Genomic DNA, 15,657 nt, shown 5'->3' with positions numbered 1-15,657 from the left:
GTTGCATGTACGCTCATGCAACACAAATTATTTAGGGCATGGAGGGGGCAAATAATAAAAAGAGAAATGATTAACTCATTAAATAATGCAAGTTGTGACTAGGCGCCAAGCGAGGTTATCTCGGGGAGCATACACAAGTATATGGCCCGAGTAACCAAGTGTAGGCAACAACGCCACAGCTTGAAGTATGACGAATATTAATGCGCTAAATAGTTTGAGCTGTAGCAAGGCGGAAGAATTTCTAATTCCTAGGAGCATACAAAAGTATGTGACTAGGGTTAGCAAACGCAGCCAACACCGCTACAGTTCAAAATATGAAGCACATGTTAGGCGTCGACTAGGATCATTTTTAACAGGAACATCGCCGCAACTAAAATGACGCACAGCCCCAGATCACGCCAGCGCCCCGTACCAATTTTCATTGCGCAGTAGGCAATAAAGCCCAGTGCGATACCTTCGGTAATAGAGAAACTAAACGGCATCATTACTGCGGTAATAAATGCAGGCACAGACTCGGTTAAATCGTCCCATTTCACCCGCGTTAAGCTTGAAGTCATCAACACACCCACGTAAATCAGGGCACCTGCGGTTGCATAAGCAGGAACCATACCTGCAAGAGGTGAGATAAACATGGTCAATAGAAATAGAACGCCCACAACAATTGCGGTTAAGCCAGTACGCCCACCAACAGATACCCCTGAAGAGCTCTCAATATACGCAGTCACTGATGATGTTCCCATTGCAGAACCTGCTACCGAACTCAAACTATCCACATACAGGGCTTGTTTCATTCGTGGAAATGTCCCGCGTTCATTGGTAATCCCAGCCTTATCCGTCACGCCAATCATAGTGCCCGATGAGTCAAACAGGTTTACTAACATAAAGGCGAAAATAACACCTGATAGCGCTAAATCTAAAGAACCAGCAAAATCGACTTGCCCAACCACACTAGTGATACTTGGTGGCATGGAAAACACACCCGAATATTTCACATCACCCAGCGCAAGACCGATCAATGTAGTCACGGCAATAGACACCAAAACTGCTGCATGAATATTACGCGCTGCCAGAATTGCGATGATAAAGAAACCCAGCGCCCCCAGCCAAACGTTATGGTGAGTTAAGTTACCAATTGAGACCAGTGTATCTGGGTTTGCAACAATAATGCCTGAGTTTTTTAACCCCATCATGGCAATAAATAAACCGATACCACTGGTGATCCCGACACGAAGACTAAGCGGGATATTAGCAATAATCCAATAACGAATACGGAACAATGTCAGAATAAATAAACCAACCGCTCCCCAGAATACCGCGCCCATAGCGACTTGCCACGAATACCCCATGGCCCCGACGACAACAAAAGCAAAAAAGGCATTCAGCCCCATTGCAGGTGCTACCGCGATTGGTAAGTTTGCTAATAGCCCCATCAAGATACTACCAATAGCAGCAATCAAGCAGGTGGTAACAAACACCGCTTTAATGTCCATCCCTGCAACAGAAAGAATTTGTGGGTTAACAAAGACGATATACACCATCGTCAGAAAGGTCGTGAAGCCTGCAACAACTTCTGTTCGTGCGGTTGTGCCGTGTTCCTGTAATTTAAAAACACGCTGAAACAAGCCCTGCGGTTGTGCCGAGCTAGAAGATTGATTACTCATTAGATATAGCGCCCAAAAAAAGTTTTTTTCGCCCTATACTACAATTAAAAATCACAAAAGAAAACGATTGCGTAAACCATAATAGGCAAAAATGTCCTAACTAACTGATACAGCAAGCTGAAATAAGAAAAATAATCAGATAAGTGTTGTTGAGATAATAGCGGTTATTACACCGCTATGTTGACTTAAGACAGCGCCAATAGCTTTTGCCTACGCCAAAACAATAAGCTACGCTTCGCGGCTCGTTTTTGAGGTTCATTTTGTGCGCTTAGCCTTTTCGCTACCCTATTCGCAATAATTTCCACCGCAAAACACATCACAAAATAAATAAACGCCACAAATAAGAAAACCTCGAGCGGGTATACCATTTCACGGTTATTCACTTGAGTAGCTAAAAATGATAATTCAGCAACCCCCACAATATAAGCTAGAGAGGTATCTTTAATTAATGCAACCCATTGATTAATAAATGAAGGTACCATCATTCGTAACGCTTGTGGTAAAACAATGTGCCAAAGCACCTGCCAACGGCTAAAACCCAAAGACATGCCAGCTTGCCACTGCCCTTTACCAATCGCTAAAATCCCCGCCTTTACCGCGTGAGCTAGATATGCTGAAGTAATCAACGCTAATGCACATACCACAGTAGCAATCCCAGGGATTTCTGCGCCAAGCAAAATAGGCAACAGAAAGTAGGTCCAAAAAATCAACATAATCACAGGAATTGCACGGAAAAAGCCTAAAATAGCGGCAAATAGGTTAACCCAGAAACCACGCAGCATGGCTAACGCAATACCACCCAACGTCCCCAATACTATAGAAGCCGCCCCTGCAAGTAAGCTCATGAGTAAGGTTAAAGCAGCGCCTTCGAGTGGGCCGTCAGGGAAAGTACCTAATAATAAATATTGCCAGTTTTGCTCAATAATCGAAAAATCCATTTTATGCCCCTTGAGCTAAATTACGTTGTTGGCGCCACTGCCCCCAGCCTTCCATTAATGCAATAATGGCAATGTACAACACTGTGGCAACACCAAATGCGGCGAAAGTTTGTAATGACTGGCTATCCACTTGCCGCGATACATAAGAAAGCTCCGCCACCCCAATCGCCATCGTTAACGATGAATTCTTTACCACATTCATATATTGGCCAAGTAAAGGCGGCATAGCGATTTTAACCGCTTGAGGCAACACCACGAGTTTCATCGCCTGCCAAGAAGTTAGCCCCAAAGCGAAAGCAGCATATTTTTGCCCCTGACGAACGCCCCTGATACCTGCTCGAATTTCCTCAGCAATAAAGGGTACGGTATACAAGGTCAAACCAACAAAACCCGCTAAAAATTCAGGGTATACGGATTTAATGGTTGATGGGGCACCTTTACCCCACCAACCTGATACCATTATCAGATGGTTGATAGATCGACCCCGTAGTTGAGTTCCTCTGCGAAGTCCGGCAGTCCGTAACCGATGGTTTTCTTGTAGAACGGAGAGACCTTCGCGGTCGGGGCCTTCTTCTTGTGCTTCGTGGTGTAGAGCATTCGTGCCCGCATCACCTCGAAGGAGTAACCACGTCCTTCACGGTTCTTGTCCTTGGCCAGTCGGTTGATGGACTCCGTGTAAGCGTTGGTGACGGGCATGTCCGTCTCGAAGTAGGTCATGATCTCTTCGCGCCAGTTGCCTACAGCCCTGACCAGATCGCTCCAGACTTCCTTCTGGCCCTTCGGGATGGTGGCTATCCACTCGTCCAGGGCGGCTTCTGCCTGGGGCCGTGTGGTAGCGTCCCAGATGCCGTAGAAACGTTCCTTGTGCTCGTAGGCGGCCAGCAGTTGTGGGAATGCGCCGGTCCAGGTCTCCATGATGAGGCGTTCCCGGTTTGAGACTTCGTGAGCGCGTTTCAGCAGGATTTTCCGGTCACCCTTGAGGGTTCGGCTCTGGGAGGGCATCAGCTCCTTCCTGAGGCCCTTGCGCACCTTCTCCAGGGCATCGTTGGCCATGCGCACCACATGGAACTTATCGACCACGATGCGGGCCTGTGGCAGCACCGCCTTGACCGCTGCTCGGTAGGGATTCCACATGTCCATGCTGACGATCTTGACCTTCTGCCGGTCTTTCATCTTCATCAGGTAGTTGGTCACCACGTCCTGACGGCGGGTGGCCAGCAGGTCGAGCAGGGTCCTCTCCTCGATGTTGGTCAGGATGCAGCGGTAGCGCTTGTTCAGGTACAACTCGTCAATGCCGAGAATGCGGGGCGTCTCGAAGCGGTGCCAGCGCCCCAGGAATTCGGCGCGGGCGTTGAAAATGTCGCGTACCGTCTTCTCGTCCAGGCCCGTGGTATCAGCCACGTAGGCGTAGGGGTGATTGAAGGCTTCCTTCTCCACGTACTCATGCAACCGCAGCGTCATGCGGAAGCCGTCCACCATCTCCGGTAGCTGGGGCCTGAAGGTGGTCTTGCAGGCCCGGCAGGTGTACCGGCGACGAACTACCCAGAGGGTGACCCGCTTGCCGTGGATGGGCAGGTCACGATAGGGAACATCACGCTTGCCGAACCGCACGAACTCACCCTGCACGCAGCACCCCTCGCAGGCTACTGGTGTAGGTGCTTCAAGCCGAAAATGTATGTCTTCATTCTGCTCATCAGAATCCACCAACTGGTAACCAGGAAGGCTTAACGAATTAATCATCTCCCGCCTTGATCAGAAAAACAGGTAGGTGGCGTAACCGGCAATCATCGCCATAGCAAAAATGACTGCTAAAAACGCCGCTAAAAGCTTCAGCGTGAACAAAGAGCGCAACAGAATGAGCTCAGTCAGGCTGGCTCCGGCACTGCCGATGATCAACGCAAGCACCGTCCCGGCACCCACGCCTTTGGCCATCAGAGCCGCTGCCAGAGGTATGACGGCTTCAGCGCGAATATACAACGGCACGCCGATGACAGCGGCAACTGGAATGGCAAAGGGATTATCTGGGCCTGCATACTGCTCCAATAAGTCAGTGGGCATGAAACCATAGATCACGCTGCCAATCGCAATAGCGATGAGCAGGTAAGGCAACACATCGATAAAGTCCGACCAAGCTTCCCGCCACACACCATTGTACTTCCCTTCTTTCTTAACCGTGACAGTGGGTTGACTGTCACAGCATTCGCTAGACGTAGAGACTGTTGTCTTCCTATCAGCCCCGCAAGAAGCCGTCTTCGGAGTGGTGTCGCAGCTGTTGGTGCCGCAACTCGATGCGGTCGATGTAGCACTGCACGGGCTTGCTGATGAACTACATCCACTGCTCTCTTGTGTCGCCGTCCGGCGCACATAACGCTCGAAGCCAAGCGTGTGAAGCAGCCATCCGGCACCTACCGCGACCACCAAAGCGGCGAGCACATAGATAGCAGTAAGTGTCCATCCAAACGTGGCAACCAGCAGGCCGACGACGATAGGATTCAGCAACGGAGATGTGAAAAGAAACACCATCATCGGCCCAAAACCGGCCCGTGCCTGAATCAACCCTTTCAACATGGGGATAGTCGAGCAACTACAGAAGGGCGTTATAGCTCCTAAACCAGCAGCAAGAAAATAGCCTCGCTTCCCACTGGAAGTCAGTAACGCTTCCACCTTGGATGGTGGGATGTGACGTTGAAGAACTCCGACCAGCAAGCTAATGCCAATGAATAAAACCGATAGCTCGATAGCGAGAAAGGCGAACATGCCTAGAGCGTCTTGGAGTTGAGGTGACATTCAATATTACTCCTATATTTCTAGTTTTATCGAAATGATGTACGCAGTCTACTTGCGTTTATCCGACCTGTCAACTATAATTCTAGAAACATCGAATTATTGGGGCGTGCTATGGATCACGAAAAGGTTGCAGCCAGCTTAGCTGAGCTAGGGAATAGTCACCGACTGTCCGTGTTCCGCTTTCTGGTCAAAGCTGGCCATGATGGGGCTTCGGTCGGAGATATCCAGAAGGGGCTGGGTATTCCTGCTTCGACGCTATCACATCACCTTGCGCGCATGGCCAAGGTAGGGCTGATCCGGCAGGAGAAACATAGCCGCACGATTGTCTGTATACCCGAGTATGGGCACCTAGAGAATTTGATCGGTTTCTTACAAGAGGAATGTTGTGCAGGTGTCCGGATTGCGCATGAACCAGAACCGCTTTGACGCTTGCCCAGCTCTCGCTGTCCTCCCTAGTCAGCATCGCTATGAAGACTCAGGCGAAGGTGGAAACAGAAAATTGGCAGTAGAGTAGGCTGAAGAGGATCAATCAGATAATCCGCTGAGAAAGATTTTCTTCTTTACATCTTTGACATTTTATCAACCAGAAATTCCGGATACCCAAAATTCAAATGATGGCCACCCCACGGGTATCCCCAACAATTGGATTTCATGGGGTGTATTCAACCATTCCATTGTGGCAGATGGTAAAATTTCACCAGAAGCGAAATACCAAAAAAATAGCTGCACCAACAAAGGCGTGTTTCTAAAAATAGAAATATAGATGTTCACTCCCCAACGAAGAGGAGCAATCTGGCTATCCTTTGCTGATGCAACTAGAAAACCTAATAAAGTAGCCGCAATAATGGTACACACAGAGATCCAAACTGTGATCAAAAAACCATAGCCGAACCATTCAAGGTACTGTGGTGCCAGCAGATGTTCTGACCAAAAATTACCGCTGAAAAATTTCTCAAACATAGTCAATCACCATTCTACTTGGTTCTATTAACCAAGAACCCCGCACAATGTGCAGGGTAACCAACAAGTTATTTTTTTATTTCAGGCCATTAAGATTGGGGCTGTTGTTCGCTTAATGGTGCAAACTTAAAGTCACCACGTGGTTGAGCGGCTTTAGTTTCTGGGCCAAACCAACGGTTGTAAATCACCTCGGCTTTGCCGTCTTTCTCTAATTTCAACAGTGTTTCATTGACGTTTTCAACCAAACGTGTTTCGCCTTTGCTTGCTGCAAGTGCTTGATATTCTTTTGTTAGGCTGAATGGCGAAATTTCAAAATCAACTTTAACTTTCTCAGGTAAATTACCTAATAAACCCACCAATTTTGCATCGTCTTGGGTAATAGCTTGTACGTTACCATTACGCAGTGCAGCAAATGCCTGTGGGGTATCATCGTAAGAAATCACTTTAGTGTCTGGAAAACGCTCACGTAAAGTGACTTCTTGTACGGTGCCTTTATCTGCACCGATACGCAGAGGTTTAATATCATCAGGGGTTTTTAAGACGCCTTTACGGGCAATAAATTTTTGCCCGGTAGCAAAATCAGGGATGGAAAAATCAACTTGTTTTGCGCGTTCATCGGTAATGGTAAAATTCGCCCCAATAAGATCAACTTTGCCAGAAGTTAAAAGTGGAATACGATTCGCAGGGTTAGTCGGACGAAGCTCAAGTTTTACCCCTAGGCCATCAGCAATTTCTTGTGCGATATCCACATCATAACCAGCCAATTTCTTAGTTTGAGGGTCAATAAAACCAAAGGGCGGGTTGCTATCAAAGACTGAAATGCGGATCACTCCGGCTTGCTTGATATCATCTAATTTATCTGCGCTAGCGACATTCGCTGTCAGCGCCAAACCTGTGAGTAGAACAGTTGAGAGAATACGAGCTTTCATTGAACACCTCTGGCGGTAAATTTATGTAAATCGACCGTCACAAGCTATCAACTATCTCTTAGCACTTGAAATACTATTAAATAATATATTTATAACTAAGAGGAATAAATGAAGTGAATAAAGAAAGGGGGAAACTTTATACAAGGACCCCGAACATGGTTAAACCATCAATAGACTCTTATTGAGCAAGAAGAAAGTCGGTAGAAGAACGTTTTATACGCTAAACAATTTGTTCTAAAGTAAGCTGACGCCGATATTCAAGAGTAATACTCTAAATAGTTCGGCCTGTAGCTAGGCGGCAAATAAAATTATCCCTAAGGGCATACACAAGTATGTGACCCGAGTAGTCGAACTCAAATATCAGAACTACAGCTTGAGGTATGATAGGTATTGAATGCATTAACCTCATATATTAATACTCTAAATAGTTCGCGTTGTGGCTAGGCGGCAAGCGAGGATATCTCGGGGAGCATACATCAGTATGTGACCCGAGTAACCGAGCGAAGCCAACACCGCCACAGCACGAAATATGACGAGTATTCGAGTAATTATTTATTCGTTAACATCTTCTCAAGACTATCCCCACCGACGTGACGGAAATCTTGCCCCTTCACATAGTAGAAAATAAATTCACAGATATTTTGACAACGGTCGCCAATGCGCTCAATGGAGCGTGCGCAGAACAGTGCCGTTAATACACTTGGGATTGTTCGCGGGTCTTCCATCATATAGGTCATTAATTGACGTACGATACCCTCATACTCTTGGTCAACTTTTTCATCTTCACGGTAAATACGGATGGCTTCTTCAAGATCCATTCGTGCAAATGCATCAAGTACATCATGTAGCATTTGTACCGTATGACGGCCTAATGATTCCAAACTCACTAACAAAGGCTGATGCTGATGAGAGAATTTCTCCAATGCAGTTTGGCAGATTTTGTCCGCAACATCGCCAATCCTTTCCAATTCTGCAATGGTTTTTGAAATTGCCATAATCAGACGCAAATCACTCGCTGTTGGCTGGCGCTTGGCAATAATTTTTACGCACTCTTCGTCAATCGCCACTTCCATCATATTGACTTTATGGTCATTCTCAATAACTTCACGTGCTAAGGCTTCATCCTGATTATGCATGGCCGTAATGGCTTTGGTGAGCTGTTCTTCCACCAGCCCTCCCATTGTCATCAACTCAGTATGGATATGTTCCAGTTCAGCATTGAACTGCCCCGATATATGTTTGTTGTGATTCAGCGTATCCATCGTCGGCTCCATATCAACCGTAGCGGCCAGTAATATAATCTTCAGTTTGCTTCATTTCAGGGGTCGTAAACATCTTGTCAGTGTGATTAAACTCAACTAACTCCCCTAAGTACATGAATGCCGTATAATCAGAACAACGTGCTGCCTGTTGCATATTATGGGTAACAATCACCACAGTGTACTCTGATTTTAATTCACTAATTAATTCTTCAATACGACCCGTTGAGATAGGGTCAAGTGCAGAGCAAGGCTCATCCAGTAACAATACCTCTGGGCGAATAGCTATCCCACGAGCAATACATAAACGTTGCTGCTGACCACCAGACAAGCTATAACCACTTTGGTGGAGTTTATCTTTAGTTTCATTCCATAATGCAGCTTTTGTCAGTGCCCATTGCACACGCTCATCCATTTCTACACGCGATAATTTTTCAAATAAACGGACTCCAAATGCAATATTATCGTAGATAGACATTGGGAATGGAGTGGGTTTTTGAAAGACCATTCCTACTTTTGCTCGTAATAACGCGATATCTTGTTTGTCCGTCAGGATATTCTGACCATCTAATAAAATTTCACCTTCTGCACGTTGTTCGCCATACAGCTCATACATTTTATTAAAGGTACGTAACAATGTGGATTTACCGCAGCCTGATGGGCCGATAAATGCCGTCACTTTATTCTTTTCAATGTCTAAAGAGATATTTTTCAGCGCGTGAAACTTGCCATAGTAGAAGTTGAGGTCACGAACTTTAATTTTACTGTTTGCAATTTCGTTTGCATTAATCATGGTTTACTTTTCTCTCTAAATCTTTAGTTATCCGGGCTTAGTGTTTTTTCTGTGCAAACACAACACGCGCAATGATATTAATCAGTAGGACACATAGGGTAATTAATAACACCCCAGCCCATGCAAGCTCTTGCCATTCAGAGAATGGGCTCATTGCAAATTTGAAGATAGTCACTGGTAAGTTGGCAATTGGCTCGCTCATATCTGTACTCCAGAACTGATTCGACAGTGAAGTAAACAGTAACGGTGCGGTTTCCCCCGCAATACGTGCAATAGCCAGCAAAATCCCCGTGATAATCCCGGATACAGATGCTTTTAGCGTAATAGATAAAATCATTTTCCATTTTGGTGTGCCGAGTGCATAAGCGGCTTCACGCAAGCTATCCGGCACTAACTTCAACATATTTTCAGTTGTCCGAATAACAATTGGAATTTGCAACAATGCAAGTGCAACAACCCCAGCCCAACCGGAAAAATGCTGCATCTGTGCAACCACGATGGTGTACACAAACAGACCTACAACGATAGATGGCGCTGATAATAAGATGTCATTAATAAAACGAGTTACCGAAGCTAACCATGACTTACGGCCATACTCTGCTAAATAAATCCCCGCTAAGATCCCTAAAGGAGTACCGATAACCGTAGCCCAGAGGATCAGTAAACCACTACCAACAATGGCATTTGCTAAGCCGCCACCTTCTGTATTAGGCGGTGGGGTCATTTCAGTAAACAGATTGAGGGACATCCCATCAATCCCTTTCGTCACTGTAGAAAATAAAATCCAAACTAACCAAAACAAGCCAAAAGCCATGGTTAACATCGAAACCAATAGAGCCATTCTATTGATTTGACGGCGCCATGCTTGACGGCGAGCGCGTTCTTTTTGATTGACGGCAATAGGTTGAGATAACGACATATTAACGGCCCTCATTCTTCGCAAGGCGCATAACCATCAGCTTGGAGATTGCTAGCACAATGAATGTGATAACAAATAGAATCAGCCCAAGCTCCATCAAGGCAGAGGTATGCAAGCCGCTTTCTGCTTCTGCAAACTCATTCGCCAATGCAGAGGTGATACTATTACCTGGCATAAATAATGACACGCTATCTAGTTGATAAGTATTACCAATCACGAATGTCACCGCCATGGTTTCACCCAATGCGCGGCCTAGACCTAACATCACCCCCCCAATTACCCCATTACGGGTATAAGGCAGAACGATGTTCCAGATCACTTCCCATGTAGTACAGCCAATACCATAAGCTGACTCTTTCATCATCACAGGAGTTTGTTCAAATACATCGCGCATAACAGACGCAATGTAAGGAATAATCATAATCGCGAGGATGATCCCCGCAGCTAAAATACCGATACCGAATGCTGGGCCTGAGAATAACTCACCAACAATCGGAATACTCGACATCACATTCCCCACTGGTTCTTGGAAATATTCCGCAAACAACGGCGCAAAGACGAATAACCCCCACATCCCATAAACAATACTTGGGATAGCAGCAAGGAGTTCAATTGCAATACCTAGAGGCCGTTTTAACCAGTTAGGTGCAAGCTCAGTTAAAAATAAGGCGATACCAAAACTCACGGGTACCGCAATGATCAGAGCAATTAACGATGTCACAATCGTGCCATAAATAGGCACAAGCGCACCGAACTCTTCCGCTGGAGCATCCCACTCTTTGGTCCATAAAAACGAAAAACCAAATTTTTGCATACTTGGCCAAGATGCAAAAATAAGGGAGATAATAATACCCCCAAGCATTAATAAAGTGATTAGCGCGGCAATCTTTACCAATGCACCAAAAATCACATCACCTGATTTGCTAGGAGCTTTAAATGCCGTTGTTTTTTCGGCCATGCGCTTTGTTCTCATTCCACACCTACTTGCTTACGTAGGATTTAATTTACTTCATTTAGAAAGCGGATGTTAGATCCTCTAACATCCGCCTGCCACTGCCAACCCGAGGTTCACTTAGAAAAGTGCTTTACCTTGGCTATCTTTTACTTCTGTTTTCCATGCTGCGCGAACAGCTGTCACCACTTCTTCAGGTAAAATTGCGTAGTCTAATGCTTCCGCTTGCTTACCACCTTTCTCATAGGCCCAGTTAAAGAAGTCGAGCGTTGCTTTGCCCTTTTCAGCATTAGCTTGCTCTTTGTGTACTAAAATAAAAGTTGTCGATGTGATTGGCCATGCATTGGCACCATCACGGTTCGTGAGGTCTTGAGCAAAAGATTTAGACCAATCAACTTTTTTCGCTGCTGCGCTGAAACTTTCACCTGTTGGCGAGACTGCTTCGCCATCCGCAGATATCAGTTTAGTATAAGCAAGATTATTCTGTTTTGCGTAAGCATATTCCACATAACCAATAGAACCTGGCAGACGCTGAACAAATGCTGCAACGCCATCGTTACCTTTACCACCTACGCTATTTTTTGGCCAGTTAACTGTTGAGCCCGCACCAATATCTGATTTCCAGCTTGCACTAACTTTCGCTAAGTAGCTAGTGAATACGAAAGTGGTACCTGAGCCATCAGAACGTCTGACGACTGCGATAGTTTGGTCTGGTAGGCTAACATTTGGGTTTAACTTAGCAATAGCAGGGTCATTCCACTTGGTAATTTTACCTAAATAGATATCCCCTAAAGTGTTGCCATCTAAAGTCAGTTGCCCTGACTCAATGCCTTTTACGTTGACAGCCAGAACAACACCGCCAATGACTGTTGGGAACTGGAATAAACCATCTTTTTTCAGTTTTTCGTCAGTTAATGGCGCATCAGAGGCACCGAAATCAACGGTTTTTGCATTAATTTGTTTGACACCACCAGAAGAGCCAATCCCCTGATAGTTTACTTTATTACCTGTTTCTTTCTGATAAGAGTCTGCCCACTTTGCATAAACAGGAGCGGGGAAAGTCGCGCCAGCTCCGGTCAGGCTGGTAGCAGCAAAAGAAGACATTGCGGTCAAAGATAAAGTTGCTGCCATTACGCTTGCTAAGGTGGTACGCGTCATTTTCATAATCCCTCCGGGGATGTATAGAAACAATCAAGTATAAAATTGTTGGGTGTATGTCACGGTAGGAAAAATAGGACAATTTAGTTACGACAACATGTCGTTTTTATGACAGTTTTATGACAATTGCTGATTTTTTCGCTGGCGAGAAAACAAAATCGAAGAAAAATACAATTTTATAACTTAAGATTCAATTAGTTATAAAAACAAAACTTCAAAACTAATATCAAAAAGAAAAATGACAGACTGTCATAAAAGCGAAAAATATTTTTATCCTGCAACTATAAAATAATACTCAAAATAATTTGTGTTGCAGCTAAGCGACCAGAGAGGATATCTCGGGGAGCATACATAAGTATGTGACCCGAGTAGCCGAACGCAGCCAACAACGCTGCGGCGCAAAGTGTGAAAAGTAAAGGAATAGCGCTAAATAGTTCAAGTTGTAGGTAGACCCTAAAAAAGAGAGCCTCTTTTTCCTACTTGATACAAATAATACTCAAAACAATTTGTGTTGCAGCTAGGCGGCCAGAGAGGATATCTCGGGGAGCATACATAAGTATGTGACCCGAGTAGCCGAACGCAGCCAACAACGCTGCGGCGCAAAGTGTGAAAAGTAAAGGAATAGCGCTAAATAGTTCAAGTTGTAGGTAGCCCCTAAAAAAGAGAGCCTCTTTTTCCTACTTGATACAAATAATACTCAAAACAATTTGTGTTGCAGCTAGGCGGCCAGAGAGGATATCTCGGGGAGCATACATAAGTATGTGACCCGAGTAGCCGAACGCAGCCAACAACGCTGCGGCGCAAAGTGTGAAAAGTAAAGGAATAGCGCTAAATAGTTCAAGTTGTAGGTAGACCCTAAAAAAGAGAGCCTCTTTTTCCTACTTGATACAAATAATACTCAAAACAATTTGTGTTGCAGCTAGGCGGCCAGAGAGGATATCTCGGGGAGCATACATAAGTATGTGACCCGAGTAGCCGAACGCAGCCAACAACGCTGCGGCGCAAAGTGTGAAAAGTAAAGGAATAGCGCTAAATAGTTCAAGTTGTAGGTAGACCCTAAAAAAGAGAGCCTCTTTTTCCTACTTGATACAAATAATACTCAAAACAATTTGTGTTGCAGCTAGGCGGCCAGAGAGGATATCTCGGGGAGCATACATAAGTATGTGACCCGAGTAGCCGAACGCAGCCAACAACGCTGCGGCGCAAAGTGTGAAGAGTATTTAGTCTTCTTTCTCTTTAAGGGGAAGCAAAGCCCTAATCGCAAACCCACCGCGCTCACTCTTATGGATTTCAATGCTCCCTTCATGGGCATCGACAATCCGGCGAATAATCGCCAAGCCTAAACCAGTCCCTTTATTACTACGTGCTTTTTCGCCTTGTACAAAGGGTTGGAATAACCGGTGAATATCTTCTTCTTTGATACCTACACCATCATCTTCCACTTGGAACCAAACAGAATCTTCCGTTTTACCACTACTTACTTTAATCCAACCATTACCATAACGATATGCGTTGACAATCATATTCGTGATAGCGCGTTTGATAGCTAACGGGTTACCATTTACTATCATTGAGCCCGGCTCCAGCGCTGTTTCGATTTCACCGATCACATTGCTTTCTGAATTGACCGCTTCCATAAGGATTGAATTAAGGTCGCAGAATTCCATATCCATTTCTTGCCCTGTTTTCAGGTAGGACATAAATTGACCGATGATCGCATCACACTCTTCAATATCTTTATTGATAGACTCCGCAAGGTAGCTATCTTCTGGGCTCATCATTTCTGTTGCTAAACGAATACGAGTTAATGGCGTTCTTAAATCGTGGCTAACCCCTGCCATTAAAACAGTTCGGTCGTTTTCTAGCGTTTTGATTCCAGCGGCCATATGGTTAAAGGAACGAATTGCCGCCCTTACCTCAGTCGCGCCTTTTTCTTGCATGGGCGGTAAAATAACCCCTTTTCCAACCTCACCAGCATGGTATTCCAATTCAAGCAACGGCTTGTTCTGATAACGAATATACAGCCACACTCCGGCAAAAATTGTCAGGAAAATAGTCAGTGTATAACGGAAAACGAGGGAAAATTGATTTTGACCTATCTCAGTCAAGGGGACTCGCACCCAAATATCAGGCGCGAGGTAAGATGTCAGCCACAAAATCGGATATTCACGGCCTAATTCGAGGTGAACATTTGCCTTACCGCCTAAATAATCCGACATGTGTTCGCTTAAAAAATCATACTCTTTCGCCCAATTCAACCCTTCTTCCATTGCAGCTGAATGAGCGTAAAAGGTAATACCTAATTCATTATAGATTTTTTTACGTAACGCGGGGGATACCCGCACCGAGGTCCCATCCTGTAGAACCATTTTCTCTGTCATCAACGTCCTAACTTCATAAGCCAGTACTTTGTTAAACTGTTGTAAGCTAGGCATCACAACAAAATTCAACACGACCATATAGCTGGTCACTAGGCTTGCGAATAACAACGCAACGAACAAAAATAACGAGCGAGAAAATGTACTACGTCGTGAGAACCTCAGTCGCTTCATGCTTTACTTCCATCTGGAACAAACACATAACCCAAGCCCCAAACTGTTTGAATATAGCGTGGATGGGCAGGGTCTTCTTCAACCATACGGCGTAAACGTGAAATTTGAACATCGATAGAACGTTCCATCGCACTGTATTCACGGCCTCGCGCTAAGCTCATTAACTTGTCACGAGATAATGGTTCCCTTGGATAAGAAACCAACACTTTTAATACCGCAAATTCACCACTAGTTAATGGCATATTTTCATCACCTTGAAACATTTCACGAGTTCCAAGATTTAACTTAAATTTACCAAATGTAATGACAGCATCATCTTGAGATGGCGCTCCCGGTAGTTCATTTGCTTGGCGACGAAGTACCGCACGGATACGAGCCAGTAATTCGCGTGGATTGAAAGGTTTTGGAATATAGTCATCAGCACCAATTTCTAAACCAACAATGCGGTCAACCTCTTCACCTTTCGCGGTAACCATAATAATAGGGATTGGGTTATTTTGACTGCGTAAACGACGACAAATTGATAACCCATCTTCACCCGGTAGCATTAAATCTAATACTATCAGATGAATTGATTCCCTCGTCAGGATTCTGTCCATTTGTTCAGCGTTTGCGGCACTTCTTACCTGAAAGCCTTGCTCTGTGAGGTAACGCTCTAGCAGTGCACGTAAACGCATATCATCATCGACGACAAGAACCTTATAACTTTCCTGCATTTTGTAGCCCTCAAGATGTGCATCTTTCAAATT

13 protein-coding genes and 2 pseudogenes are annotated in these 15,657 nt (G+C 45.1%); 1 reads left to right on the top strand and 14 read right to left on the bottom strand.

All coding sequences use genetic code 11. The features are described from left to right. Positions 1–326: 326 nt before the first annotated feature. The 5 genes and pseudogenes from P3L56_RS01420 to P3L56_RS01400 form a co-directional block, all read right to left on the bottom strand. Positions 327–1,661: an NCS2 family permease gene (locus P3L56_RS01420; protein WP_042847736.1), complete on the bottom strand. Its 1,335-nt coding sequence runs from the start codon at positions 1,659–1,661 to the stop codon at positions 327–329. A gap of 185 nt (positions 1,662–1,846) precedes the next feature. Continuing rightward, entirely contained in the window at positions 1,847–2,599 is a 753-nt protein-coding gene (locus P3L56_RS01415; RefSeq protein ID WP_042847738.1) for an amino acid ABC transporter permease, read from the bottom strand. A gap of 1 nt (position 2,600) precedes the next feature. Further along, positions 2,601–3,002 (bottom strand): annotated as a pseudogene (locus P3L56_RS01410) (ABC transporter permease subunit); the annotation flags it as partial. A 59-nt stretch (positions 3,003–3,061) separates the two neighbouring features. After that, complete coding sequence (locus P3L56_RS01405) at positions 3,062–4,339, bottom strand: ISL3 family transposase (RefSeq protein ID WP_000610829.1); 1,278 nt, start codon at positions 4,337–4,339, stop codon at positions 3,062–3,064. A 12-nt stretch (positions 4,340–4,351) separates the two neighbouring features. Beyond that, positions 4,352–5,386, bottom strand: coding sequence for a permease (locus P3L56_RS01400; protein ID WP_029396327.1), 1,035 nt, complete (start codon positions 5,384–5,386; stop codon positions 4,352–4,354). A gap of 111 nt (positions 5,387–5,497) precedes the next feature. Here P3L56_RS01400 and P3L56_RS01395 point away from each other — a divergent pair, with 111 nt between their 5' ends. Continuing rightward, positions 5,498–5,812 (top strand): ArsR/SmtB family transcription factor, encoded by a 315-nt coding sequence (locus P3L56_RS01395; protein ID WP_000349485.1) that lies wholly within the window; start codon positions 5,498–5,500, stop codon positions 5,810–5,812. 177 nt (positions 5,813–5,989) lie between these two features. Here the strand turns inward: P3L56_RS01395 and P3L56_RS01390 are convergent. From P3L56_RS01390 to ompR, 9 genes and pseudogenes are all read right to left on the bottom strand, one after another. Then, positions 5,990–6,346, bottom strand: a pseudogene (locus tag P3L56_RS01390) (ABC transporter permease subunit); the annotation flags it as partial. An 89-nt stretch (positions 6,347–6,435) separates the two neighbouring features. Further along, positions 6,436–7,275, bottom strand: coding sequence for an ABC transporter substrate-binding protein (locus P3L56_RS01385; protein WP_042847740.1), 840 nt, complete (start codon positions 7,273–7,275; stop codon positions 6,436–6,438). 548 nt (positions 7,276–7,823) lie between these two features. After that, complete coding sequence (phoU, locus tag P3L56_RS01380) at positions 7,824–8,537, bottom strand: phosphate signaling complex protein PhoU (RefSeq protein WP_036958602.1); 714 nt, start codon at positions 8,535–8,537, stop codon at positions 7,824–7,826. Positions 8,538–8,550: 13 nt separating this feature from the next. Beyond that, positions 8,551–9,327: a phosphate ABC transporter ATP-binding protein PstB gene (gene pstB / locus P3L56_RS01375; protein WP_042847741.1), complete on the bottom strand. Its 777-nt coding sequence runs from the start codon at positions 9,325–9,327 to the stop codon at positions 8,551–8,553. Positions 9,328–9,364: 37 nt separating this feature from the next. Beyond that, a complete protein-coding gene (pstA, locus tag P3L56_RS01370) occupies positions 9,365–10,246 on the bottom strand; it encodes a phosphate ABC transporter permease PstA (RefSeq protein WP_042847744.1) in 882 nt (293 codons plus the stop codon). Between the two features lies 1 nt (position 10,247). Continuing rightward, positions 10,248–11,204, bottom strand: coding sequence for a phosphate ABC transporter permease PstC (gene pstC / locus P3L56_RS01365; protein ID WP_042847813.1), 957 nt, complete (start codon positions 11,202–11,204; stop codon positions 10,248–10,250). 114 nt (positions 11,205–11,318) lie between these two features. Then, positions 11,319–12,362 carry a phosphate ABC transporter substrate-binding protein PstS gene (pstS, locus tag P3L56_RS01360; protein WP_042847746.1) on the bottom strand — a complete coding sequence of 348 codons (1,044 nt, stop codon included), beginning with the start codon at positions 12,360–12,362 and terminating at the stop codon, positions 11,319–11,321. Between the two features lie 1,214 nt (positions 12,363–13,576). Beyond that, positions 13,577–14,908 carry a two-component system sensor histidine kinase EnvZ gene (envZ, locus tag P3L56_RS01355; RefSeq protein ID WP_042847749.1) on the bottom strand — a complete coding sequence of 444 codons (1,332 nt, stop codon included), beginning with the start codon at positions 14,906–14,908 and terminating at the stop codon, positions 13,577–13,579. Continuing rightward, positions 14,905–15,624: a two-component system response regulator OmpR gene (gene ompR / locus P3L56_RS01350; RefSeq protein WP_042847751.1), complete on the bottom strand. Its 720-nt coding sequence runs from the start codon at positions 15,622–15,624 to the stop codon at positions 14,905–14,907. Before ompR ends, envZ begins: the two co-directional genes overlap by 4 nt. Between the last annotated feature and the right edge of the window lie 33 nt (positions 15,625–15,657).

It is taken from the genome of Providencia sp. PROV024 (assembly GCF_032709665.1).
Taxonomy (GTDB): Bacteria; Pseudomonadota; Gammaproteobacteria; order Enterobacterales; family Enterobacteriaceae; genus Providencia; species Providencia huashanensis.
Note: the sequence above shows the minus strand (reverse complement) of the source record. Positions and strands in the feature narration are given on the sequence as shown.